General features: G+C 42.4%; 25 protein-coding genes and 1 pseudogene. 9 read left to right on the forward strand and 17 right to left on the reverse strand.

All coding sequences use genetic code 11. The features are described from left to right. Positions 1-108: pseudogene (locus tag FTV25_RS07915) on the forward strand (IS982 family transposase); the annotation flags it as partial. 88 nt (positions 109-196) lie between these two features. On the opposite strand, the gene FTV25_RS07920 reads toward FTV25_RS07915, so the two are convergent. Further along, a complete protein-coding gene (locus FTV25_RS07920) occupies positions 197-991 on the reverse strand; it encodes a nitroreductase family protein (protein WP_166138362.1) in 795 nt (264 codons plus the stop codon). A 73-nt stretch (positions 992-1,064) separates the two neighbouring features. Then, the gene (locus tag FTV25_RS07925; protein WP_180002796.1) at positions 1,065-1,865 is read right to left on the reverse strand and encodes an enoyl-CoA hydratase; all 801 of its coding nucleotides are present in this window, start codon (positions 1,863-1,865) and stop codon (positions 1,065-1,067) included. Between the two features lie 101 nt (positions 1,866-1,966). Here FTV25_RS07925 and FTV25_RS07930 point away from each other — a divergent pair, with 101 nt between their 5' ends. Next, positions 1,967-2,536 carry a nicotinate-nicotinamide nucleotide adenylyltransferase gene (locus FTV25_RS07930; protein WP_004784571.1) on the forward strand — a complete coding sequence of 190 codons (570 nt, stop codon included), beginning with the start codon at positions 1,967-1,969 and terminating at the stop codon, positions 2,534-2,536. A gap of 47 nt (positions 2,537-2,583) precedes the next feature. Further along, complete coding sequence (locus FTV25_RS07935) at positions 2,584-3,147, forward strand: YceI family protein (RefSeq protein ID WP_180002799.1); 564 nt, start codon at positions 2,584-2,586, stop codon at positions 3,145-3,147. Positions 3,148-3,193: 46 nt separating this feature from the next. Here the strand turns inward: FTV25_RS07935 and FTV25_RS07940 are convergent, their stop codons facing one another. Beyond that, entirely contained in the window at positions 3,194-4,096 is a 903-nt protein-coding gene (locus tag FTV25_RS07940) for a LysR family transcriptional regulator ArgP (protein WP_180002801.1), read from the reverse strand. A 107-nt stretch (positions 4,097-4,203) separates the two neighbouring features. On the opposite strand from FTV25_RS07940, the gene FTV25_RS07945 reads away from it, so the two are divergent. Then, complete coding sequence (locus tag FTV25_RS07945) at positions 4,204-4,803, forward strand: LysE/ArgO family amino acid transporter (protein WP_166138351.1); 600 nt, start codon at positions 4,204-4,206, stop codon at positions 4,801-4,803. Positions 4,804-4,879: 76 nt separating this feature from the next. Here FTV25_RS07945 and FTV25_RS07950 read toward each other — a convergent pair whose 3' ends face one another. The 5 genes from FTV25_RS07950 to dapD all read right to left on the reverse strand — a co-directional run bounded on the left by FTV25_RS07950 (position 4,880) and on the right by dapD (position 8,273). Next, a complete protein-coding gene (locus FTV25_RS07950) occupies positions 4,880-5,338 on the reverse strand; it encodes a peroxiredoxin (protein ID WP_159124055.1) in 459 nt (152 codons plus the stop codon). A gap of 80 nt (positions 5,339-5,418) precedes the next feature. Then, the gene (locus tag FTV25_RS07955; RefSeq protein WP_034171206.1) at positions 5,419-5,880 is read right to left on the reverse strand and encodes a hypothetical protein; all 462 of its coding nucleotides are present in this window, start codon (positions 5,878-5,880) and stop codon (positions 5,419-5,421) included. A 27-nt stretch (positions 5,881-5,907) separates the two neighbouring features. Next, positions 5,908-6,576 carry a 7-cyano-7-deazaguanine synthase QueC gene (queC, locus tag FTV25_RS07960; protein ID WP_034704975.1) on the reverse strand — a complete coding sequence of 223 codons (669 nt, stop codon included), beginning with the start codon at positions 6,574-6,576 and terminating at the stop codon, positions 5,908-5,910. A 33-nt stretch (positions 6,577-6,609) separates the two neighbouring features. Further along, entirely contained in the window at positions 6,610-7,320 is a 711-nt protein-coding gene (gene queE, locus FTV25_RS07965) for a 7-carboxy-7-deazaguanine synthase QueE (RefSeq protein WP_159124056.1), read from the reverse strand. 131 nt (positions 7,321-7,451) lie between these two features. Beyond that, positions 7,452-8,273 carry a 2,3,4,5-tetrahydropyridine-2,6-dicarboxylate N-succinyltransferase gene (dapD, locus tag FTV25_RS07970; protein WP_004784553.1) on the reverse strand — a complete coding sequence of 274 codons (822 nt, stop codon included), beginning with the start codon at positions 8,271-8,273 and terminating at the stop codon, positions 7,452-7,454. Positions 8,274-8,572: 299 nt separating this feature from the next. Here dapD and carO point away from each other — a divergent pair, with 299 nt between their 5' ends. After that, entirely contained in the window at positions 8,573-9,304 is a 732-nt protein-coding gene (gene carO / locus FTV25_RS07975) for an ornithine uptake porin CarO type 6 (protein WP_180002803.1), read from the forward strand. Positions 9,305-9,366: 62 nt separating this feature from the next. Here carO and FTV25_RS07980 read toward each other — a convergent pair whose 3' ends face one another. From FTV25_RS07980 to FTV25_RS08015, 8 genes are all read right to left on the reverse strand, one after another. Then, positions 9,367-10,569, reverse strand: a complete 1,203-nt coding sequence (locus FTV25_RS07980; RefSeq protein ID WP_180002805.1) for an outer membrane protein transport protein — start codon at positions 10,567-10,569, stop codon at positions 9,367-9,369. A gap of 119 nt (positions 10,570-10,688) precedes the next feature. After that, entirely contained in the window at positions 10,689-11,612 is a 924-nt protein-coding gene (locus FTV25_RS07985) for a CysB family HTH-type transcriptional regulator (protein ID WP_179992692.1), read from the reverse strand. A 52-nt stretch (positions 11,613-11,664) separates the two neighbouring features. Next, positions 11,665-12,726 (reverse strand): sulfate/molybdate ABC transporter ATP-binding protein, encoded by a 1,062-nt coding sequence (locus FTV25_RS07990; protein WP_004784543.1) that lies wholly within the window; start codon positions 12,724-12,726, stop codon positions 11,665-11,667. Between the two features lie 11 nt (positions 12,727-12,737). After that, positions 12,738-13,631 (reverse strand): sulfate ABC transporter permease subunit CysW, encoded by an 894-nt coding sequence (cysW, locus tag FTV25_RS07995; RefSeq protein WP_180002807.1) that lies wholly within the window; start codon positions 13,629-13,631, stop codon positions 12,738-12,740. Then, on the reverse strand, positions 13,628-14,461 hold the full coding sequence (gene cysT, locus FTV25_RS08000; protein WP_004784537.1) for a sulfate ABC transporter permease subunit CysT: 834 nt from the start codon (positions 14,459-14,461) through the stop codon (positions 13,628-13,630). Before cysT ends, cysW begins: the two co-directional genes overlap by 4 nt. Before the next feature lie 86 nt (positions 14,462-14,547). After that, on the reverse strand, positions 14,548-15,153 hold the full coding sequence (locus FTV25_RS08005; RefSeq protein WP_179992693.1) for an alpha/beta hydrolase: 606 nt from the start codon (positions 15,151-15,153) through the stop codon (positions 14,548-14,550). A gap of 20 nt (positions 15,154-15,173) precedes the next feature. Further along, entirely contained in the window at positions 15,174-16,199 is a 1,026-nt protein-coding gene (locus tag FTV25_RS08010) for a sulfate ABC transporter substrate-binding protein (RefSeq protein ID WP_180002809.1), read from the reverse strand. A gap of 173 nt (positions 16,200-16,372) precedes the next feature. After that, positions 16,373-17,383, reverse strand: coding sequence for a sulfate ABC transporter substrate-binding protein (locus FTV25_RS08015; protein WP_180002810.1), 1,011 nt, complete (start codon positions 17,381-17,383; stop codon positions 16,373-16,375). 161 nt (positions 17,384-17,544) lie between these two features. Between FTV25_RS08015 and pabC the strand changes: the two genes are divergently transcribed. The 4 genes from pabC (at position 17,545) to FTV25_RS08035 (ending at position 20,554) form a co-directional block, all read left to right on the forward strand. Next, positions 17,545-18,360: an aminodeoxychorismate lyase gene (pabC, locus tag FTV25_RS08020; RefSeq protein WP_180002812.1), complete on the forward strand. Its 816-nt coding sequence runs from the start codon at positions 17,545-17,547 to the stop codon at positions 18,358-18,360. Between the two features lies 1 nt (position 18,361). Further along, positions 18,362-19,420: an endolytic transglycosylase MltG gene (gene mltG / locus FTV25_RS08025; protein ID WP_166138328.1), complete on the forward strand. Its 1,059-nt coding sequence runs from the start codon at positions 18,362-18,364 to the stop codon at positions 19,418-19,420. Between the two features lie 2 nt (positions 19,421-19,422). Next, complete coding sequence (tmk, locus tag FTV25_RS08030) at positions 19,423-20,022, forward strand: dTMP kinase (RefSeq protein ID WP_125279347.1); 600 nt, start codon at positions 19,423-19,425, stop codon at positions 20,020-20,022. Positions 20,023-20,113: 91 nt separating this feature from the next. Then, positions 20,114-20,554 carry a PaaI family thioesterase gene (locus tag FTV25_RS08035; RefSeq protein ID WP_180002873.1) on the forward strand — a complete coding sequence of 147 codons (441 nt, stop codon included), beginning with the start codon at positions 20,114-20,116 and terminating at the stop codon, positions 20,552-20,554. A 120-nt stretch (positions 20,555-20,674) separates the two neighbouring features. Here the strand turns inward: FTV25_RS08035 and nadB are convergent, their stop codons facing one another. Then, the gene (nadB, locus tag FTV25_RS08040) at positions 20,675-22,303 is read right to left on the reverse strand and encodes an L-aspartate oxidase (RefSeq protein WP_159124067.1); all 1,629 of its coding nucleotides are present in this window, start codon (positions 22,301-22,303) and stop codon (positions 20,675-20,677) included. Positions 22,304-22,475: the final 172 nt, after the last annotated feature.

The following is a 22,475-nucleotide window of genomic DNA, read 5'->3' on the forward strand; positions in this document are numbered from 1 at the left end:
GCACGTAGTGTTCATGGATTTCTAGGAGGGATTTACGCGTCCTTGTGTGCATATCAACTGATCCATAAAAATAAGCCAACAATTCAAATTATGAAGTCATCGGCTTAAGCAGGATTCGGGTTAATTAAGCGACATCCATGTCATCAAATATTAAGTAAATTAATATTATTAAATCCTTTAAATACTACTTTTAAACTCAAACCTTCTGAATAAACAGCTCACGATCAAAACGATACTGCGGGAAGAACACGCCATCTTTGGCACGTTCACCAGCACCAATCACCATCACCGGATATTGCTGATCATTCAGGTCCAGAATTTCACGAACCATTGGTTCATCAAAGCCTTCCATCATACAGCTATCAAAACCATAAGCACGTAAAGCCAGTACCAGGTTTTCACAGGCTAATGCTGTGGTTTTACTTGCCCAAAGTTTCGCATCAGCAGGGCTAAATGCAGACACTGGCATTTGTTTATCGAGTGTACGTGCTACTTTGAAAGCAACTTTCTTAAAGTTACCAAAGGCATTTAAATAACCGGTTTTGTAGTTGTATGGAATGTACTTATAGTACTTTTTAATGGCTGGTGGAGCCTCAGGAAATGGAAACTCGCTGATATTCAGTTTTGCCATTTCATCTACACGGTCAGTACGTGCCACACAGACAATCAGTTCTGAAGCTGTTTTAGCAGCAAGCTGGCTCATACATGCTTTAACCAGACGTTTTTTCTTGGATGGGTTCTGCACCACATAAAATGTCCACGGCTGCAGGTTTGAAGAGTTTGGTGCCAGCAAGGCCAAATCCAGACAGGCATCGAGGACCTCGGCAGGAATTGGCTTTTTAGTGAATTTACGTACAGAACGTCGGCTTTCGATGACCTTTCGGAAATTGTCTACATCAATATCCTGAGGTGCAGGTTCGTAGTAACGTTTCTTTTCAGGATTTGAACTATCGGTTGTTTGAGAAGTCGTTTGGGAGTTTTCATTAGTCATAAGCTAGATTCTTTCAAAAAAATAAAAGATTGAGGCAGTCTAAACTGCCTCAATTAAAAGATAAGTTTCAGAATTAGTTGAATTGTGTGAAATCAGGTTTCCGTTTTTGCATAAACGCCTGAATGGCTTCCGTCATTTCAGGTGAACCCACACGTTTCATAAAGATCTCCGCTTCATCATCAATACACTCGATAATTTCAGCCAGATTATGCTTCATCAGTGCTTTGGTCTGCTTAATGGAAGCAAGTGGTAAAGCAGCCAAAGTTTGTGCCTGTTTTTCAGCAGCAGCATAGACATCTTCCTCAATGCTATTTACCAGACCTGCGCCCAATGCTTTTTCACTATTAAACCGTTGTGCCGTAAGCAATAGCTCAGCCGCTTTATGATAGCCAGCTTGTTGTACTAACAGCTTACTTGAAGCACCTTCAGGAGACAGGCCAAGACTAACAAATGGAATCTGGAACAGGGCAGTATTGTCACTATAAACCAGATCAGCATGCAGCAGAATCGTTACCCCGATACCAATCGCAACGCCACGAACGGCTGCAATTAAAGGCTTGGAAAATTTTGCAGCAGACTTCAACAGGACAAAAGGAGGGGTATCGCCAGCCTTAGCTTGCAGAGGTGTCTGAATAAACTTCATGAAGTCCTGCATGTCATTGCCGGCACTAAAGTCTGCATCCTGACCACGTAGAATCACGACACGCACACTACTATCCTGATCTGCTTCATCCAGCGCCTGTGCGATCCATAGATATAGTTCGCCGTAAAGCGCATTTTTTGCCTCAGGGCGGTGAATGGCTAAGGTCAATACGCCATGGTCTAAATTCGCATTTAAATGCTGATGCGGTTGTTGAATACAGCTCAGTGTCATCGTACTATCCTTGCTTTATTAATATGAATTTATTGGCGCTTATTATGTCGCAAAAAATTCCCTGCGGCATAACTGATGCGTTCATAAAAGTAAGATGTGCTATGAAGTATAAATTTGATTACCTGGTGTTTATTGGTCGTTTTCAACCTTTCCATCTGGCCCATATGCAAACGATTAAAATTGCCTTGCAGCAGAGCCAGCAGGTGATTCTGGCATTAGGCTCAGCACAGCAAGAACGCAATATTAAAAATCCATTTCTGGCCACTGAACGTGAAGAAATGATCCTGTCGAATTTTTCTGAAGCAGATCAGAAGCGCATTAAATTTGTCCATGTCATTGATGTCTATAATGATGAAAAATGGCAAAAACTGGTGAAATCGTTGGTGTCTGAAGTAGTTGAAGCAGAAGCAAAAGTTGGTCTAATTGGACACTTTAAAGATGAATCTTCTTATTATTTAAGTTTGTTCCCGGAATGGGAAATGGTGGAACTCGATAGCTTGGTCGGCGCTATATCCGCCACTCCTTTACGTGAAGCGTATTATCGCGGTGAAGTGGTGGAATCGGCTTTTCCTTTAGGCACCAGTGAGTTTTTACATAAATTTAAAAATAATGAGATTTATCAACAATTGGTCAACAAGTTTGAACTAAATGATAAAACAAATCTGGGCTAAAACCGTTTTAAGGTAGTGAGTTCATTTGATTGTTAAGGATGAACACAATGAATCTATTCCTGAAAAATATAGCTTATGCGGGTGCTCTATCTGCTATGTGTATATCGGCTGCGTATGCTAAAAGCTGGACATTGACGCCTCAAAGTAGTGTCGGCTTTAGCATTAACTCCTTGGGTTTGAATGTGGTAAAGGGAAATTTTCAAGAGTTCAAGGCAACCATGCAGTTTGATCCTGATCAGCCACAACAGTCATCTACTGAGTTCACTATGCAGGTGGATAGCCTGGAGGTTTCCAAACCTAGCCTTAAAAATATGATTATGGGTGAGGACCTGTTTCATGCATCGCGCTATAAAACGGTCAATTTCAAAAGTACCCAGTTTAAGCCAAATGGTACGAATCGCTATCAGGTCATGGGTCAACTCACTCTAAGAGGGGCTACTCGACCAGTGGTATTCGATACCACGCTGACACCGAACAAGGGTAATCCTAATCTACTCGATGTGAAATCAACCACGGTAATTAATCGCTCAGATTTTGGGATGAAGAAAGCCACTGCAGGCGTGGGTGAAAAAGTTAATATTCACCTAATGGGACAGTGGAAAACCCAATAATCTGATATTCAATTTCTGTGAATTCGGCAGGACATCATAGAACTGCTTATTGAATTGGATTATTCATACATTGTTCTGCCTGTTCCAGAATGACTTTGGTTAACTGTTTTAGAGCGGGAGACTGCTGTTTCCAGTGATGCCAATATAAAGGTACATCACAACAGCATTCAGGCAGTATTTCGATCAGTGTCCCATTTTGAATCCGGTCCGCAATTTGATAATCCGGCACCAAACCATATCCTAATCCAGAAAAAATAGCGTCCGCAAAGGCGGTCGAGGAGGGAATATAGTGAAAAGGAAAACATTGCTGGTTTAAGCCAAATTGAGCTAACAGTAGATGGCTATGTAAATGATCCTGATCATTATAAATCACAGCGGGTGCCTTACGCAGTGATTCCCGGTGAATGCCTTGTTTAAACCAGGAATGCACAAAAGCAGGTGTTGCGACCATTCTATAATGCATCTGCCCGATAAAATAAGCCTTACAGCCCGGCATGGCTTCACTCTCACTGCTAATACAGGCATTGACTTGACCCTGCTCTAGAAGCTTATGAGTTTCACTTTGAACAGCAACCTGAAGATTCAAAGTGATTTTCTCTGCAAGCAGGGTAGTGTTCAGACAGGGAAATAACCAGGTTGCGAGTGAATCTGCATTTACCGCAATATGAATCGAGCTAAATTCTGCTTTATTTTGACCATTTAATTGCTGGATCAATTGCTGCTGCAACAGGCGTTGATGCTGCAAATAATTCAGTAAGGTTTGACCGGCATTAGTCACTTTACAAGGACGCTCACGTAGTACCAGAACTTGCCCCAGATCTCTTTCCAGATTTTGCACTCTTAAAGTGACTGCCGAAGCCGTTATATTTAATACTTTTGCGGCAGCATCAAAACTTTGGGTTTCTGCAACAGCCAGAAAAGCATCACAGTTTTTAGAATTAAGTGGCATAGCTTACCTAAATAAAATTTAGTCTGAATGATATTTTCTTAATTATATTTAATTGAAAAGAATAACATAGATAATGATCCCCATCTTTATAATTCCATGATATTCCAATGTTAAATGCATATATACAAGGTCTTGCAGTAGGCTTTAGCCTGATTATTGCCATTGGTGCACAAAATGCTTTTGTATTAAAACAGGGCTTGAAACAGCAGTATGTCTTTGCAATCTGTATGTGTTGTGCATTGTCTGATGCAATATTGATTTTTGCCGGTGTTCTGGGATTTTCACAATTAATGCTGGTTAATCCACACTGGATCAATATGGCGAAATATCTGGGTGCAACTTTTCTGGCGATCTATGGCGCTCAGCATTTTTATCAGGCCTGGAAGAATGAGCAGCGTCTGGACACAGATCAAAAAGATGTGCCTTCTTTATATAAGGTTTTGCTGATCTGTTTGATGCTGACCTGGCTCAATCCGCATGTCTATCTGGATGCTTTGGTCTTGATTGGTTCCATCTCCACCCAATATTCCAATGCACAGATACAATTTGCCTTAGGAGCGATTAGTGCGTCCTTTGTATTCTTTTTTGGACTGGGCTATGCAGCACGTTATTTGCAACCTATTTTTCAGCGTCCAAAAGCCTGGAAAATACTGGATGTACTCATTGGCTGTGTAATGTGGTCAATTGCAGTTTCTTTAGTGAACTGAATTATTCTTTGTAGTACCTCTAAAGAAAAAGGCATGATATTTCTATTCATGCCTTTTTTTGATTTTATGAAAGATCTTAAGCAGCTTGTAATGCTTTCAAATCTTCTAAAACCTGTTCAGCATGGCCAGCAGCTTTTACCTTGCGGTATTCTTTGACCAGCTTGCCATTATGGAAAATGAAGGTAGAGCGTTCAATGCCCATGACTTTCTTGCCATACATATTCTTTTCTTTAATGACATCAAAGTGTTTGCATAACACTTCCTCTTTATCACTGATCAGATTGATAGTCAGATTCTGTTTTTCAGTAAAGTTCTGGTGCGCTTTAACCGAATCACGTGATACGCCCAGAATAGTCGTATTGAGTGCATCGAACTGATCTTTTAAACAAGAGAAACCGACTGCCTGAGTAGTACAGCCAGGTGTCGAATCTTTAGGATAAAAATAGATAACCAGCCATTCTGCATCCAGTTGGGCCAGATTAATTTCACCTGTAGTGGTTGAAAAAGTGTGCTCAGGTAAGCTGATCTCAGACATGGTCTCTCCAATTTTTCTAAATTTTTTCAAAAAAATAAGCCACATTATAGTGGCTTATTCTAGAAAAACATCCGTCAGGATTATTTCTTTTGAGCGGCTTTATTGGCTTCTGCAGCAAGTGAATTTAATTTACCTGCGAGCTGTGGGCCTACACAAGACTGCACATTCTGGCTTTGTTTTTTAACAAAGTCTAAAGTTGCAGGGTTTTTCTTCTGGTTAATGGTGCTTTGAATCTGCCATTTCTGAGCTTGAGTCAATTTACCTTCTGCATCTACTTCACATGTACAAAGCTTATTCACATCAGACTGAGTCAGTTTTTTGTACTTCACTGCCTGTTTGTATGGAATAGCACAGGCTTTAATTAAACCGTCACGTACATTTGAACTGCTTCCAGCATTTTTCATGGCAGTTGTGTATTCTTTTTTCATTGCCTCAAATTCTGCTTTTGCCTTAGCTTGATCATTATTTGCAAAAGATGCAGTTGAAAATAGGGCAGACAAAGAGAGTAGGCTAGTCGCAAGTAATTTGGCTTTAATATTCATAATATGGATTTATAACCTTGATCGATTTTAAAGGTAATAACGTGTCGGGTCTTCAACACCTGCATCAGCAAAACCTTGCTTGCGTAAACGACAACTGTCACATGTTCCACACGCACGTCCTTGGTCATCTGCTTGGTAGCAAGATACCGTTTGACTGTAGTCTACGCCATGTTCTAGGCCTAAGCGAATGATATTTGCTTTGGATAAATGTAACAAAGGTGTTTCAAATTTCAGGGCCTGACCTTCGACACCAACCTTGGTTGCAAGGCGTGCCATGTTGGCAAAAGCTTCGATAAATTCCGGGCGGCAGTCTGGATAACCTGAATAATCCACCGCATTAATCCCGATCACAATTGCCTCAGCACCGAACACTTCTGCAGCAGCCAAAGCATAAGATAAGAAGATGGTATTTCGTGCAGGTACATAGGTTACCGGAATACCTTCCTGCAATTGGTCTGGTACCTCAATGCTATGATCAGTAAGGGCTGAGCCGCCTAGGTTACCTAAATCAATATTAATGACACGATGTTCTACACCCGAGCGTTGAGCCAGTGCACGAGCTGCATCAAGTTCTGTAGTAGAGCGTTGGCCATACATAAAACTCAGTGCGATACATTCATAGCGTGCCTGCGCCCAAGCCAGACAGGTTGTTGAATCTAATCCGCCAGATAACAATACAATGGCACGAGGGCGCATAACAAATACTCCAATATAGTAAATTTACAAAAATTAACGACCAGTTTCATCATTCCATAACAACTTGTGCAGCTGCAGCTGGAAACGAACAGGGAGATGGTCTTCTAAAATCCATTGAGCCAGATCACGTGCCAATTGTGGCAAGCGTGCAGCTCCTTTTTCAACTGCAAATGCAGGGGAGAACCAGACTGTACTGACTTTTTCATTCAACTGGTACTGTTCTACCTGCTGTTTTGACCATTCATAATCTTCACGATTACAGATCACAAACTTAATCTGGTCATGCTGAGTCAAATGATCCAGATTTGTAAGCAAATTTCGTGCAACTTCACCTGAAGTTGGCGTTTTTAAATCCAGTACTTTGGATACCCGTGCATCCACTTTAGAAACATCTAATGCACCACTGGTTTCTAAAGAGACTTCACAGCCTAAATCTGCAAGTCGCTGTATCAGAGGTAGGGCGTTCGGTTGCGCCAATGGTTCACCACCGGTCACACAGACATAAGGCGTTTTAAAATCAAGCGTGGTCTGGATGATGTCATCTAAAGATTTGCGCTCGCCACCTTCAAAAGAATAGGTAGTATCACAATAGGTACAGCGCAGTGGACAGCCGGTTAAGCGGATAAATACGGTAGGTAAACCTGCAGTATTGGCTTCACCTTGTAATGAATAGAAGATCTCAGTAATGCGTAAGCCCGCAGACGGATCAGAAACTGGAATTGCGGAAGATCGAAGCGTATTCATAACAACATTAACCACTGAAAAATAAATAACAATGTATAAAAATAAAAATCCCTACGATCATTGCTGACCGTAGAGACGAGGAGCGGTTGAAGCTCCGGGGAACACAAATGTGTCCTCTAGGTTAAGACATCTTAGTCTTCGCGAAGCAGATCGTTCAGGCTAGTTTTAGCACGAGTTTTCGCATCTACTTTTTTCACGATTACAGCTGCATATAAGCTGTATTTACCGCATTTAGATGGCAGGCTGCCTGATACCACAACAGAACCAGCAGGTACGCGGCCATAATGGATTTCGCCAGTTTCACGGTCATAAATCTTGGTAGATTGACCAATGAATACGCCCATTGAAATGACAGAACCTTCTTCAACGATTACGCCTTCAACGATTTCAGAACGTGCACCGATGAAACAGTTGTCTTCAATAATAGTTGGATTAGCTTGAAGCGGTTCAAGAACACCACCGATCCCTACACCACCAGACAAGTGAACATTTTTACCAATTTGAGCACATGAACCTACAGTTGCCCAAGTATCAACCATCGTACCTTCATCTACATAAGCACCGATGTTCACATAAGAAGGCATCAGTACCACGTTTTTCGCCTGGAAAGAACCTTTACGCGCTACCGCCGGAGGAACAACACGTACGCCAGCAGCTTTAAACTGCTCGTCAGTCCAGTCAGAGAATTTAGTATCTACTTTGTCGTAGAAGCGAAGATCACAAGCTTCCATTGGTTTGTTATCGTTTAATTTAAATGATAACAATACCGCTTTCTTAATCCATTGATGAACAACCCATTCACCTTCGATTTTTTCAGCAACACGTAAAGTACCATTGTCCAGGCCAGCAATTACTTCCTCAACTGCTTGACGGATTTCAGCAGGACAGTCTGCTGCTGTGAAATTCGCACGGTCTTCAAACGCTTGTTCAATGATTGTTGAAAGCTGAGACATGATCTTCCTTCCAGAAAAAAATTTCCGATATTTTACACTATATTGCTCTAAAAAGATGGAAAACTAGGAAGGGTGCTGAATTAAATTCGCAAGTAAAGTGATTAGTATCCTTTTCGTATTTTAGATATGTACAAACATTGTTTAAAAAAGGCTTATCATTCAACAAGAAAAATTAATATGTATCAAAAAATAACAAAAGCTCAGCAAAACACGAATAAAAAATATTCATTGGCTCCTTTATATTGAGCTCATCACAAATAACTAATGATGAAAAAAAAGTTCTTTTGAGGAGAGAAATAATGAAAGCTTTATATCAACTTTTAGCAGTATCCGTTCTAGCTGCCACAGCTGGATCTGTCATGGCTGCTGATGAAACAATCGTAACAGATGAAGGCGTAGCTGAATTCTCTTTCTTTAAACCTGCAGCTGTTCGTGCTGAAGTGGGTACTACCGGTTACGGTGGTGCAATCTCATGGAGTGCTAACCCTTATGTAGGCGTTACTCTAGGTTATAACGGCGGTGATATTTCTTGGACTGATGATTTATCAATCAATGGTACAAAATATGACCTAGATATGGACAATAACCTGACTTATTTGAACGCTGAAATTCGTCCTTGGGCGAACTGGTTCTATATGGCTGCCGGTGTAGCATATATTGATAATGATTACGATCTATCTCGCCGTATTGGTGGTGGTGAAACTTTAAGCATTGATAACAATGACTATCAACTTGCTGCTGGTGCTACAGAAGGTCGTGTAAATGGTAAGTTATCTTACAAAAATAATATTGCTCCGTATGTAGGTCTTGGTTTCTCTCCAGCAATCACTAACCGTTGGGGTGTATTTGGTGAAATCGGCGCATACTACAATGGTAACCCAACTGTGGATTTAACTGCTACAGGTCTTGCACCAGTAGAAGGTTCTCCTAGCGTAGGTACAGCGATTGAAAATGAAGAACGTAAAATTCGCGAAGATAATAAATATGAATGGTTCCCAGTGGCAAAACTGGGTGTAAGCTTCCGCTTCTAAGCTGTAGCTGCTAAGCCTAATAAAAAAACGAGCTTCGGCTCGTTTTTTTTATTTATTAGAAGCTATTGAAAATGATAGCCCAACTTCATACCGACGACCCAAACATCGTTATCATCTACTGCAGATAAGCCTACAAACTGGGGTATAACAGCGTTTGTATCTGTTTTAGGCTTCTGGAATTTTAAATAATACAGTCCTGTAGCAATATCCCAGTGTTTTAGAAAATTCTGAAAATAGCCCAAACCCACTCCCCAAGAACCATCACTCGGATTCAAGGTAGAAGCTGGATTTCCCGTACCTGAGTCCCATAGAATTTCAAAAGAATGAATAACAGAAGAAGGCCATTGATGGGCGATTCCAAATTTAGCAGACCATTGATCCTCCTGATAATCGATCATCTTGATATCTTTCGCTTCAGGAAACTCCAAAGCGGCATAATCAATCACTGCACCGAATTTTGGTGGTTGAATGACAAAATCTTGCCAGTTTACCCAGCGTAATCCTGCATAAAAAATATTCTGGGAGGGAAGTCCGGTCTGAATATCTAAATTAATAGACTGAGGTGTTTGTATTTTCGTAAAGCTGGGCGTAGTTGTGCCGACTATAAGTGATTCTGTGATTTGCAGTTGATGATTTATGGCTGAACGATAAGTCAGCGAACTTCTAAAGAAATACTCAGGAGTTTGATAGCTCATTCCAGCGAGCCAACCCCAGTCAGCATTTTGTTCAAGCTGAACGTGATAACCATTAAAGACTGAAAAAGATTCACCTACCAAACTTAAATTACCTTCTAAGGTCTGATAACTCAGTCCTGCATAGAGATTCCAGTTTGGATCAGGCTGATATCCAAGAATGGAAGTCAGATTATGACTATCAAACTCAATATCGGCTGCCTCAATCTCTGTAAGTTCACCTGCAAAAATTGGACTATATTGATAGGCAACATCCACATGGAAGGGCTGATCGTAAATGATACCCCAAGAGATCTGTGGGTGAAGTTGTAATTTTAATGCAGCATTCGCAACCAGCTGATTATTCGCAAGCTGACCCGTGGAAAAATCCTGAATACCTAATTGTTCTAATACTTCGGTATGCTGCACCTGACCGCTGACATTGGGATTTGTCCAGGCAAATGAAACTTCGACATAATGCTCCTTTTCAAAAAAGGACTGGATAGTTTGATTGGATTGCTCAAAAGCGGCAGCAAAACTTGTCCCGGAAAAAATCAGTCCATATCCCAAGAGGGAAAATCTATAGCTCATCATTAATATAATTTATTTATTGAATTATACTGTAATTATGCTTGATTTATAATGAAATAATCTACGGTTAAAATTAAAAAAAGAGGCAATACGCCTCTTCAATTCAGAAAGTACAATCCATATTATTCATCTGGATAAGCCACTTTTTTCAGTGCCTTGATGTCCGCATCTGGTGAGCATAAAGAAATAAACTCATAACCATAACCACGTAATAAGTGGCCTTTACGTACTGCGATCCAGGTAGTATTTACCCCAAAAATATCAGTTTTAATTTGTTTCAAACGATAGTCACGTTCTGGATCATAAGCCAGATCATTGACAATACCGACACCCATGTTGAGCTCGACATAAGTTTTAATCACATCAGCATCCAGAGCTGACATTACAATATCCACATCTACACCGGCTTCTTCAAAGGCTGAGTCGATTTTAGAACGGCCTGTGAAACCACCATGATAAGTAATAATCGGATAGCCAGCGAGGTCTTCAATACGTATCTGTTCTTTGCTATTTAGCGGGTGATTTTGCGGCGTAATAATACTGTGCTGCCAGTTATAATAAGGCACACTCGCCAGATTTTCTTCAGTCGTTAAGGCTTCAGTCGCAATCCCGATATCTGCTTCACCCTGAAGTAGCATTTCAGTAATTTCCATTGGACTGGCTTGTTGCAAAATCAGATGAACTTTCGGAAATTCTTTTTTGAACTGATTCACGATCGGCGGTAATACATAACGTGCTTGGGTATGCGTCGTTGCAATCGTTAATGTACCTTCATCGACCTTGTTAAAGTCATCTGCAAGACGTTTAATATTGTCTGCATCAACCAGCATACGTTCTACAATACCAAGAAGTGCCTGACCTGGTTCAGTCAGTCCTAATAGGCGTTTACCTTTACGGATAAATAGCTGTACACCAAGCTCATCTTCTAAATCTTTAATATGCTTACTGACACCTGACTGCGAAGTGTAAAGCGCGGCTGAAGCTTCAGTTAAGTTAAAATTCTGTCTAACAGTTTCTCGAATAATTCTTAATTGTTGGAAATTCATAATTCTTTACCCTATAAGAGGATGGGGCATTTTAAAGCCCCATCTTGCAGTCTTACGCGACCTGGTTTTCAAATAAATGCAGATTTAATGCACTCAACCAAACAGTTTGATCCGGACGGAATTGATGAGCGCGGGCTTCTTCTGGTGTCAGTGAAATTTCAATCAGATTGCCTTGGCGGTCATTCAATTCTGCAACGACTTTTCCTGCAATCCAGAGTTCACGAATAAACGTGGCCTGAATCGCATTCTCTTGTGGTTGGGCATGAATACGCAGTTCATCCGGGCGAGCGAAGACAATGACATTACCCTGAGCTGCCTGTTTGGCGGCATCGAACTGGATACGGTCTTCACCTAGCTGAAGTATGCCGCCATTATTCTGGCCTTCGAAGCGGTTGGCTTGTCCCAGGAAGTCAAACACGAATGGTGTTTTCGGTGTTTCATACACTTCACGTGGTGAACCGATCTGTTCCACATTACCTTTGTTCATCACCACGATCTGATCAGCAACTTCTAAGGCTTCTTCCTGGTCGTGAGTGACGAAAATTGAAGTAATGTGCAGTTCATCATGCAGGGTACGTAACCAGCGACGTAGTTCTTTACGGACTTTGGCATCTAGTGCACCGAACGGTTCATCCAGTAACAGTACACGTGGCTCAACGGCTAGTGCACGAGCCAAAGCAATACGTTGACGCTGACCACCAGAAAGCTGAGCCGGATAACGGTCTGCCAGGAAGCCAAGTTGTACCAGATCAAGCAAGCGGGTCACACGTTTTTTAATTTCTGCTTCCGATGGACGAGTAGAGCGTGGACGGACACGCAGACCAAAAGCCACGTTATCGAATACGGTCATATGACGGAACAGGGCATAGTGCTGGAATACAAAACCCACTTCACGTTCACGAACGTGAACATTGGTTGCATCCTGTCCTTCCAGAATCACCTGACCACCGTCAGCAGATTCCAGACCAGCAATGATACGCAATAGAGTCGTTTTACCGCAGCCTGAAGGGCCGAGCAGGGCAACCAGCTGACCATCCGGGAAATCCAGTGAAATGTTTTTCAGTGCATGGAATGCACCAAAGTGTTTTTCAATATTTTTAACTTGAATACTCATGTGGGCATTCCTTAAGAAACTGTTGAATCGTCATTACGTTTGTCTTGTTTTTCCTGGCGCAGTTCGACCCAGGTTTTCAGAACCAGAGTCACAATTGCGAGGAGAGCCAGGAGTGATGACACGGCAAACGCAGCACTAAAGGTATATTCGTTATAAAGAATCTCGACGTGTAGCGGCAAAGTATTGGTTTCACCACGGATATGGCCAGAAACCACTGATACTGCACCGAACTCACCCATGGCGCGGGCATTACACAGAATTACGCCGTAAATCAGACCCCATTTGATATTTGGCAGGGTCACTTTCCAGAAGGTTTGCCAGCCAGATGCACCGAGTACAATCGCAGCTTCTTCTTCTTCAGTACCTTGCGCTTCCATTAAAGGGATCAGCTCACGTGCTACAAAAGGTACGGTAATGAAGATCGTTGCTAGAACAATCGCAGGAACGGCGTAAAGGATCTTGATGTCATTATCCATCAACCAGCCACCCATCCAGCCTTGAGTACCGAAAATCAGTACCAGCATCAAACCTGCAATAACAGGTGATACTGAGAAAGGCATATCGATAATGGTGGTTAAAATTGACTTACCAGGGAAGTTAAACTTCGCTACTGACCAGGCTGCAGCTATGCCGAATATTACATTCATTGGTACCGCGATCACAGCCGTTAGTAAAGTCAGTTTGACCGCAGATAAAGTATCTGGATGAACAAGGGCTTGCGTATATACGCCAACCCCTTGTTTAAATGCTTCAACAAAGACCAGAACCAAAGGCAGAATCAGGCAGCTTAAAAAGAAGATCAGTGCAATCGCAATCAGGGTATAACGTACCCAGGTCGGCTCACGAGTCGCATCGCGGGATTGCAGCTTTTCAGCCAGCGCATTGCTGTTGGTATTTAAACTCATCGTGCAGTTCTCCCGGTACGGCGGCTCGCCCAAGCTTGCAATAAGTTAATCAAAAAGAGCATCACAAACGAAATGAGCAGCATTACTACAGCAATTGTGGTCGCACCGGCATAGTCATATTCTTCCAGACGGGAAATAATCATTAATGGCGCAATTTCAGTTTCAAAGGGCTGATTACCGGCAATGAAAATGACCGAGCCATATTCACCGACACCACGTGCAAAGGCCAAAGCAAAACCTGTGATCAGTGCTGGCAGCAGAATCGGGAAAATGACTTTGGTGACAATCTGAAAACGGTTTGCACCGAGTGCAGAAGCCGCTTCTTCCAGTTCAGTTTCTAAATCAGAAAGAACCGGCTGTACCGTACGGACCACAAAAGGAATACCGATAAAGATCAAGGCCAGGGTAATACCGATCGGGGTATAAGCCACCTTGATGCCAATTGGATCTAAATACTGACCAATCCAGCCCGTCGGTGCATATAAAGAAGTCAGAGCAATACCGGCAACTGCGGTTGGCAGGGCAAAAGGCAGATCGACCAGTGCATCGACAATACGTTTGCCCGGAAAGCTATAACGCACCAGACACCATGCCAGTAACAGGCCAAAAACTACATTAATCAAAGCAGCAATAATGGCTGAACTAAAGCTTAGCTGTAATGATTTCAAGATACGTTCAGAGCTCAGGATTTCCCATAAGCCTTCCCAGCCAATGCCGAGTGATTTAATAAAAACGGCAGATAGCGGGATCAGAACGATTAATGACAAATACGCTAGGGTAAAGCCTAGAGAAAGACCAAATCCTGGCAGCACTCGGGATCGCTGCGACATGATTACTCCTCAAAAGAGAGAATGCTGGTTAAAGTTAACCAGCGAAAATTAGAAAATAGAATCGGCACAAGCATAATTTGCAGGGACTAAAATGCAAATTTAAAATAATACTTGCTCTCATCAACTTTGCTGATATGGTGCATAGCCTTTTCTGAAATCAAATATTGTTCAATTTCAGGGAAAGGACCAAAACCGGAAGCAACATTGACATGGCCTACAGCTCCCAGATTAATTGGTTTGATCTTCCAGGCTTTCGCCAGAACCTGAGCATCTTCAAAACTCAGCCAAGGATCATTTTCACTGATCAGCAAAGTCGTTGGAGCCTGAATCTTGAGCTGCTGAAAATAGGCGCTGTAATCCATCTGGCTATCACGGGCAAAACCATTTTCCCCAAAACGTGCCGGATTGGCAGGTGCAACCAGCACCAGATTTTTGACTTTAGTATTCAGTTCAGGATACTGGGCCAGTGCTGCCACGCTGGTCAAACAGCCAAAGCTATGTGCCACAATTTGTACATCATCTGGAATGGCTTGCAGGGTTTTAACAAATTCTGCGACCCATACATCCAGTACCGGATGATTCCAGTCTTTTTGCTGCACCCGGGAGCAACGCATGAGCCGGTGTTGCAGGCAGGTTTGCCAGTGATTGTATTCACTGCCACCTACACCGGGAACAATAAGCGTATGAGTCATGTCGATGCTCCTGTATGAAATCAGCTTAAATTATTTTTTGCGCTGTTAGCTTTAACGATCTGGTCAAAAACACCACCATTTTCAAAGTGGGCTTTCTGTACTTTATCCCAGCCACCAAACTCCTGATCAATAGTCACCAGTTTTAATGGCTTAAAGACTTGGCTATATTTCGCCAGTACTTTTTCATTACGTGGGCGATAGAAGTTACGTGCTGAGATTTCCTGACCCAATGGTGAGTACAGGAAGTTCAGATAGCCTTGTGCCAGATATTTGTTGCCTTTTTTATTGGCATTCTTCTCAACAATCGCGACGGGTGGCTCAGCCAGAATTGACAGGGAGGGAGTCACAATTTCAAACTTGCCCGGTTGTTCACGAAGGGCTAAATGTGCTTCATTTTCCCAAGCCAGCAATACGTCACCGATGCCACGTTCAGCAAAAGTGGTGGTTGAACCACGCGCACCTGAATCAAGTACTTTGGTTTGTTTATAGATTTTACGAACAAATTCTTGTGCAGTTTTGTCGTTACCACCCGGTAAGTGTTTGGCATATGCCCAAGCTGCTAAATAGTTCCAGCGTGCACCGCCTGAAGTTTTAGGATTTGGTGTGATAATCGCTACACCTGGTTTTACCAGATCACCCCAATCCTTGATACCCTTTGGATTGCCTTTACGTACCAGGAATACGATGGTAGAAGTATATGGTGTTGAGTTCTGTGGTAATTTTTTCTGCCAGTCTGCAGGTAACAGTTTGGCTTTTTCGACCAGTACATCAATGTCAGCGGCTAATGCCAAAGTTACGACATCGGCATCCAGACCATCAATCACGGCACGCGCCTGTTTACCTGAACCACCATGTGACTGTTTAAAGTTAATACTTTGGCCAGTACGGCTTTTCCAGTATTTACCAAATTCTTTGTTGACGTCTTCATAGAGTTCACGCGTCGGATCATAAGAGACATTCAAAAAGTCGCGTGCTGCAGCAGAAAACGAAGTTGCTGAAATAACAGCAGCAAGAACCCCTAGTTTTAGTTTTGTTGAAATGCTCATGTGAACCTCAAACTCTTACACGTTTTGTAACATGAGTGAAGAATAAACCTATTCTTTATGCATAAAAAATAATTAAAAATGAATTTTATATGAAAATATAAGATAAAAGATTTTATAAGTATTTGAAACAACAATAGCCTTATTCAATAAGGCCATTGCATAGACATTTATTATTACGATTTTGTGCTATTTGCCTTTACGATCTGATCAAAGATACCGCCATTGGCAAAGTGTTTTTTCTGTACCTTGTCCCAACCGCCAAACTCTTTATCAATAGTCACCAGCTTCAGCGATTTAAAGATATTGCTGTATTGTTTTAATACTGCCGCATTACGTGGGCGGTAGAAATTCTTTGCAGCAACCGTTTGACCTGCAGGTGAGTACAGGTAGTTCAAATAAGCTTTAGCCAGATTTTCATTGCCATCTTTTTTAGCATTCTTTTCAACGATTGCCACTGGTGGCTCAGCCAGAATCGACAAAGAAGGGGTGATGATTTCAAACTTGCCAGGCTGTTCACGAATCGCCAGATGTGCTTCATTTTCCCAAGCCAGCAATACATCACCGATACCACGTTCAGCAAAAGTGGTGGTTGAACCACGTGCACCTGAGTCGAGTACTTTAGTTTGTTTGTAGATCTGGCGAACAAAGTCTTGAGCTTTAGTATCATTGCCGCCTGGCTGATGTTTCGCCCAAGCCCAAGCTGCTAAATAGTTCCAGCGCGCGCCACCAGAGGTTTTCGGGTTTGGTGTAATGATTTCTACGCCAGGTTTCACCAGATCGCCCCAGTCTTTAATGCCTTTAGGGTTGCCTTTTTTCACCAGGAAAACGATGGTTGAGGTATAAGGTGTTGAGTTTTGTGGGAATTTCTTTTGCCAGTCTTTAGGTAGCAGGCCACGAGCAGCGATTTCATCAATGTCTGCAGCTAGGGCCAAAGTCACGACGTCCGCATCCAGACCATCAATGACAGCACGTGCCTGTTTACCTGAACCGCCATGTGACTGTTTAAAGTTCACATCCTGACCAGTAGATTTTTTCCAGTAAGCACTGAATTCTTTATTAAAGTTATCGTACAATTCGCGAGTTGGGTCATAAGACACGTTCAGGAAGTCTTTTGCAGATACGCTAAAAGCGGTTGCTGAAATAAGTGCTGCCAATACCCCAATTTTTAATTTACGGATGTTCATATTTGCCTCAAATGTTTCTTTGTTTTGTTGGATGGGGCAAGAATAGCTGGAGATTTTTTGCATAAAAAATAATTAAAAACGAATTTTATGTGAGTAAAACAGATATATAGACAGAGCTTATATTTCATCGCTCTATCCGTCACCAGAGAGGCCTTAAAAGCATGCTGTATTTAAAAAATGCTCAACCCGTCAAAGATATAGATGTGCTGGATCGTGCCTTTCATTATGGTGATGGTTGCTTTACTACTGCGCGCATCCGTCGAAACCGGATCGAGTTAGCAGACCGTCATCTAGCCCGTTTAAGAATGAGCCAGCAAAAATTAAGTTTGCAGGCTGATCTGGACCTGATTGAAAAAAGTTTGCAAGCGTTATTAAAATCAGAAGCTGAACTGAACGGCACCTTAAAGATTGTACTGAGTCGTGGTATAGGACAGCGTGGTTATAGCCTGCCAGACCATCCGGCAGATCTTTGGGTGTTCTATTATCCGAAAACTGTACAGGACTTCAGTTATGAGCAGATTCAGACAGGTGTATTGCAACAGGCTATTGGTCTCAATATGCCAAATCTGGTGGGGCTGAAAACCTTAAACCGTCTGGAACAGGTGTTGCTTAAACAGGAAGCGGATCAGCATGGCTGGCCGGAAGCACTGGTAACTGATGTGCAGGGTACAATTGTTGAAGGGGTGAGCAGTAATTGCTTCATTCGTATAAACAATACATGGATTACACCAGAACTTCGTTATAATGGCGTCTTCGGTGTGATGCGTGCAGAAATTTTGCAACGTATGCAGGATCAGGGCATTATCTGTCAGCAGCGTGATGTGGAAATGGATGAAATTCCCCATATCGACAGTCTGTTTTTCTGCAATGCGCTCAGTCCGATGAAAATTGCCACTCAATTTGAGCAGCGTGCTTTAAATGTAGATGCTTGTATTGAACTTTTTAACCGTCTTCGATTGAATCAGATGCCTTATTAATATGTCAGCTTCCAAGTCTAAAACCAAAAAGAAAAATAATGCCAAACGCCCTGGTTTCATGAAAGGGATAGTTTTATTTCTAATCGGGATACTCTTGGTTCTAGGGTTGATCCTGAAAGCTAGCCTATGGAAAGATTATCCTGTAGAAGGTCAAAAACAGTTACTGGCAATTAGTAACGGTGAAACCTATTCTGGATTTATTGATCGGCTGGCCAAAGAAAATTATGTCAGCTTTCCGATTATTTTAAAGCTGTATCAGCGCATCATGATTCATGACACCATGAAGGCAGGGGTTTATGAAATTCCTCAAGGTATGAGTATCCGTGCAGTGCTGGACATGATTTCCAATGCAGAAAATGCTCAGATGAACCGGATTCTGGTCATCGAAGGCACGACCTTTAAACAGCTGATTGATGCCTTAAAGAAAGATGATCTGGTGACTAAAGAAGTGGTGAATTTGCCAACCGATCAATTGCTCAAAGAACTTAATATTCCATTCAATCATCCTGAAGGTCTGTTTGCTCCGGATACCTATTTCTTTGCCAAAGGTGAAACGGATCGCAAGATCCTAACCGATCTTTATCAGCGCCAGATGAAGTCTCTGGATCAGGCTTGGGAAAAACGTGCTTCAGATCTGCCATATCAGAATAAATATGAAGCGCTGATCATGGCATCGATCATTGAAAAAGAAACCAGTCTGGATAGCGAGTTACAACAGGTGTCTGGCGTATTTGTGCGCCGTTTGAAAATTGGCATGCGTCTACAGACAGATCCAACCGTGATTTATGGTATGGGTGAGAATTACAAAGGTAATATTACTCGTCAGGATTTACGCACTCCAACACCCTATAACACCTATACCATGGCTGGCTTACCACCGACACCGATTGCCTTGCCAAGCAAGAAAGCCATTGAAGCAGCGATGCATCCGGACAATTCACAAAATATTTATTTTGTTGCAACGGGTAATGGTGGGCATAAATTCAGCAGCAGTCTGCAAGACCACAATAGAGCAGTGCAAGAGTATCTTTCTGTTTTACGTTCAAAAAATAAGGAATGAGCATGTTTATCAGCTTTGAAGGCACTGAGGGTGTAGGGAAAACCACACTCATTCGTCGTATCTATGATGATTTTATTGCTCAAGGTAAAGAGGTCGTGTTGACCCGCGAGCCGGGTGGCACACCAATGGCAGAACAGATTCGTTCGCTGTTATTGGCCGTAAACCACGAAGAAGCGATGTGCCATGATACAGAGTTATTGCTGATGTATGCGGCACGTGCCCAGCATCTGGCACAAGTGATTTTACCCGCTTTAAATGCTGGAAAAATTGTCTTATGTGATCGCTTCAGTGATGCCAGTTTTGCCTATCAATGTGCAGGACGTGGACTCAGTGAAGACAAGCTGAATCTGTTAAATCAAAATTTTGTGGAACGTATGCCAGATATTACGTTCTGGCTGGATGCACCGATTGAACTGGGTATGAATCGCGCTCGTGCCCGAGGTGCGCTGGATCGGTTTGAGCAAGAGAAAGTTACTTTCTTTGAGAAAGTTCGCGCTGGATATGCAACACTATGCCAGCGTCATCCAGAGCGGATTAAATGTCTGGATGCAACTCAAACACCGGATCAGGTGTTTGAACAGGCGCTGTCTTATTTAAAATAATTTTATTCTAAAGATATTTTTGGCATACTTTTCTCTAGTTATTTCAAGGAAGAATCTTCTATATTGGAATAAATCAGGAAGATAAGACATGATGAAAAGTACAAGAGAAGAAATCATCCAGTTTTTACAGCAGGAATTTCCGCAGAGCCTGGAAAAGTGTCAGATCGAAGCTGTAGTGCCTCAGGGTGCAACCATACTGTATCGAGTCAGTGAACAGGAACTGCGCCCCGGCGGCACGGTATCTGGGCCCACCATGATGACCTTGGCCGATCTGGCTTTATATATTGCCATTCTCGGTGAGATTGGACTGGTTGGTCTGGCAGTGACAACGAACTTAAATATCAATTTTCTGCGTAAGCCTTCAGGCGGGGTCGATCTGCGAGGGGAAAGTAAATTGATGAAAGTGGGGAAGGCGCTTATTGTGGGAGAAGTCTGGATTTATTCGATTGATCAGGAAGAGCCGGTTGCCCATGTGACAGCGACCTATTCGGTTCCACCACGTAAAGAACCCATACACTCCTTAAAATGCTGATTAACTCATACAAATCATATGCTTTATTTAAATAACCTGATTATTCTAAAAACTTAAAAAAATCACAGCCAAAGAAAAGGCAGATAACATTTAAAAATATGATCTGCCTTATTTATATCTTTAAGCATTCACCAAAGGAGTTTCTACTTCAAAACTTGGTGGAATTAGTACAGTTTTACGTAGTTCAGGCAGCAATTCTGGATAATCTAGGGTGAAATGCAGGCCACGGGATTCTTTACGTTGCATGGCACAACGCACAATCATCTCTGAAACGAGTACCAGATTACGCAGCTCGATCAAGTTTTTGCTCACCTGATAATCCTGATAGTATTCGGTAATTTCTTTCTTTAACATCTCAATCCGGTGCAGGGCACGTTCTAGACGTTTAGTCGTGCGGACGATACCCACATAGTTCCACATGGTCTGACGCAGCTCGTCCCAGTTTTGCAGAATAACTACATCTTCATCAGGATTGGTCACCTGAGAATCATCCCATTCTGGTACTTCAGGGATAGCTTGATCTGCCTTGAAATTTTCCTGAATATGTTTGGCAGCACTCATGCCATATACAAAACATTCTAAAAGTGAGTTGCTGGCCATGCGGTTAGCACCATGTAAGCCAGTATAGGACGTTTCACCAATGGCATAGAGTCCGACAATATCAGTCTGGCTATTTTCATCTACGACCACACCACCACAGGTATAATGCGCAGCAGGAACCACAGGAATCATTTCCTTGGTGATGTCGATGCCAAGCTCTAGCAGACGTGCATACAGGGTCGGGAAATGTTCCTTGATGAAGCCTTCATCTTTATGGGTAATGTCCAGCCAGACATGACGAATGCCCAGACGTTTAATCTCATAGTCAATTGCACGCGCCACAATATCACGTGGTGCCAGTTCTGCTCGCTCATCAAAGCGCAGCATAAAGCGCTCACCATCAGGAAGGCGTAAATAGGCGCCTTCACCACGCATAGCTTCTGTAATCAGGAATGAACGGGCTTGTGGATGATATAAACAGGTCGGATGGAACTGGTTGAATTCCATATTGGCAACCCGGCAACCGGCACGATAAGCCATCGCAATCCCATCACCGGTCGCGATATCAGGGTTCGAGGTATAAAGATAGGCTTTCATCGCACCGCCACAAGCCAGAGCAGTAAATGGAGCTAAGAAAGTGTGGACTTGTGCACTTGCTTCATTGAGTGCATATAAACCTAAAGCGCGATTTTCACCATCTAAGCCCAGTTTTTGTGAGCAGATCAGGTCGATCGCAATGTAATTTTCAAAGATGGTAATATTTTCTTTTTCCTGAGCGCGCTGTACCAACGTGGTAGAAATGGCACGCCCAGTCGCATCAGCTGCGTGAATGATTCGGCGCTGTGAATGGCCGCCTTCACGGGTCAAATGTAATTGTTCCTGCTCATCCAAGGTAAATTGGACGCCGTGTTTCAGCAGAAAATCCACCGAAGGCTTACCACCTTCAACTGTCTGCTTCACCGCATCCATTTCACACAGATGTACACCTGCAATCATGGTGTCATCAATATGCTGTTCAATCGAGTCTGTCTCATCCAGTACGGCTGCAACGCCGCCTTGTGCATAATAGGTACTGGCATCGGTCAGGGTGGATTTGGCAAGAACTGCAATATTAAAATGTTCAGGCAAAGAAAGTGCTAGACTAAGACCGGCACCACCACTGCCCACAATGATCACGTCAAAATGATGGGTAAGGGGAAAATTAGACATGTCCATCAGCTAATTGAAAAAAGTCCGTTAATCAGAGCGCTTTTTTGTACAAAAGGCAAGCGTTTAAGTGCTCATTTATTGATGAAAAAAATTAATAAAAGCTTTAACTTAATGCTTTAGAAAAATTAAAGGTTGCCAACATTCAAGCTTTCGAACATATTGTTACTTAAAA

Origin of the sequence: Acinetobacter sp. YH12249 (assembly GCF_013417475.1) — a bacterium.
Taxonomy (GTDB): domain Bacteria; phylum Pseudomonadota; class Gammaproteobacteria; order Pseudomonadales; family Moraxellaceae; genus Acinetobacter.

What these genes read in the sequence shown, in the direction of transcription:
- FTV25_RS07920 (WP_166138362.1), bottom strand. Translation starts at nt 991, where the DNA reads ATGACTAATGAAAACTCCCAAACGACTTCTCAAACAACCGATAGTTCA.
- FTV25_RS07925 (WP_180002796.1), bottom strand. Translation starts at nt 1,865, where the DNA reads ATGACACTGAGCTGTATTCAACAACCGCATCAGCATTTAAATGCGAAT.
- FTV25_RS07930 (WP_004784571.1), top strand. Translation starts at nt 1,967, where the DNA reads ATGAAGTATAAATTTGATTACCTGGTGTTTATTGGTCGTTTTCAACCT.
- FTV25_RS07935 (WP_180002799.1), top strand. Translation starts at nt 2,584, where the DNA reads ATGAATCTATTCCTGAAAAATATAGCTTATGCGGGTGCTCTATCTGCT.
- FTV25_RS07940 (WP_180002801.1), bottom strand. Translation starts at nt 4,096, where the DNA reads ATGCCACTTAATTCTAAAAACTGTGATGCTTTTCTGGCTGTTGCAGAA.
- FTV25_RS07945 (WP_166138351.1), top strand. Translation starts at nt 4,204, where the DNA reads ATGTTAAATGCATATATACAAGGTCTTGCAGTAGGCTTTAGCCTGATT.
- FTV25_RS07950 (WP_159124055.1), bottom strand. Translation starts at nt 5,338, where the DNA reads ATGTCTGAGATCAGCTTACCTGAGCACACTTTTTCAACCACTACAGGT.
- FTV25_RS07955 (WP_034171206.1), bottom strand. Translation starts at nt 5,880, where the DNA reads ATGAATATTAAAGCCAAATTACTTGCGACTAGCCTACTCTCTTTGTCT.
- queC (WP_034704975.1), bottom strand. Translation starts at nt 6,576, where the DNA reads ATGCGCCCTCGTGCCATTGTATTGTTATCTGGCGGATTAGATTCAACA.
- queE (WP_159124056.1), bottom strand. Translation starts at nt 7,320, where the DNA reads ATGAATACGCTTCGATCTTCCGCAATTCCAGTTTCTGATCCGTCTGCG.
- dapD (WP_004784553.1), bottom strand. Translation starts at nt 8,273, where the DNA reads ATGTCTCAGCTTTCAACAATCATTGAACAAGCGTTTGAAGACCGTGCG.
- carO (WP_180002803.1), top strand. Translation starts at nt 8,573, where the DNA reads ATGAAAGCTTTATATCAACTTTTAGCAGTATCCGTTCTAGCTGCCACA.
- FTV25_RS07980 (WP_180002805.1), bottom strand. Translation starts at nt 10,569, where the DNA reads ATGATGAGCTATAGATTTTCCCTCTTGGGATATGGACTGATTTTTTCC.
- FTV25_RS07985 (WP_179992692.1), bottom strand. Translation starts at nt 11,612, where the DNA reads ATGAATTTCCAACAATTAAGAATTATTCGAGAAACTGTTAGACAGAAT.
- FTV25_RS07990 (WP_004784543.1), bottom strand. Translation starts at nt 12,726, where the DNA reads ATGAGTATTCAAGTTAAAAATATTGAAAAACACTTTGGTGCATTCCAT.
- cysW (WP_180002807.1), bottom strand. Translation starts at nt 13,631, where the DNA reads ATGAGTTTAAATACCAACAGCAATGCGCTGGCTGAAAAGCTGCAATCC.
- cysT (WP_004784537.1), bottom strand. Translation starts at nt 14,461, where the DNA reads ATGTCGCAGCGATCCCGAGTGCTGCCAGGATTTGGTCTTTCTCTAGGC.
- FTV25_RS08005 (WP_179992693.1), bottom strand. Translation starts at nt 15,153, where the DNA reads ATGACTCATACGCTTATTGTTCCCGGTGTAGGTGGCAGTGAATACAAT.
- FTV25_RS08010 (WP_180002809.1), bottom strand. Translation starts at nt 16,199, where the DNA reads ATGAGCATTTCAACAAAACTAAAACTAGGGGTTCTTGCTGCTGTTATT.
- FTV25_RS08015 (WP_180002810.1), bottom strand. Translation starts at nt 17,383, where the DNA reads ATGAACATCCGTAAATTAAAAATTGGGGTATTGGCAGCACTTATTTCA.
- pabC (WP_180002812.1), top strand. Translation starts at nt 17,545, where the DNA reads ATGCTGTATTTAAAAAATGCTCAACCCGTCAAAGATATAGATGTGCTG.
- mltG (WP_166138328.1), top strand. Translation starts at nt 18,362, where the DNA reads ATGTCAGCTTCCAAGTCTAAAACCAAAAAGAAAAATAATGCCAAACGC.
- tmk (WP_125279347.1), top strand. Translation starts at nt 19,423, where the DNA reads ATGTTTATCAGCTTTGAAGGCACTGAGGGTGTAGGGAAAACCACACTC.
- FTV25_RS08035 (WP_180002873.1), top strand. Translation starts at nt 20,114, where the DNA reads ATGAAAAGTACAAGAGAAGAAATCATCCAGTTTTTACAGCAGGAATTT.
- nadB (WP_159124067.1), bottom strand. Translation starts at nt 22,303, where the DNA reads ATGTCTAATTTTCCCCTTACCCATCATTTTGACGTGATCATTGTGGGC.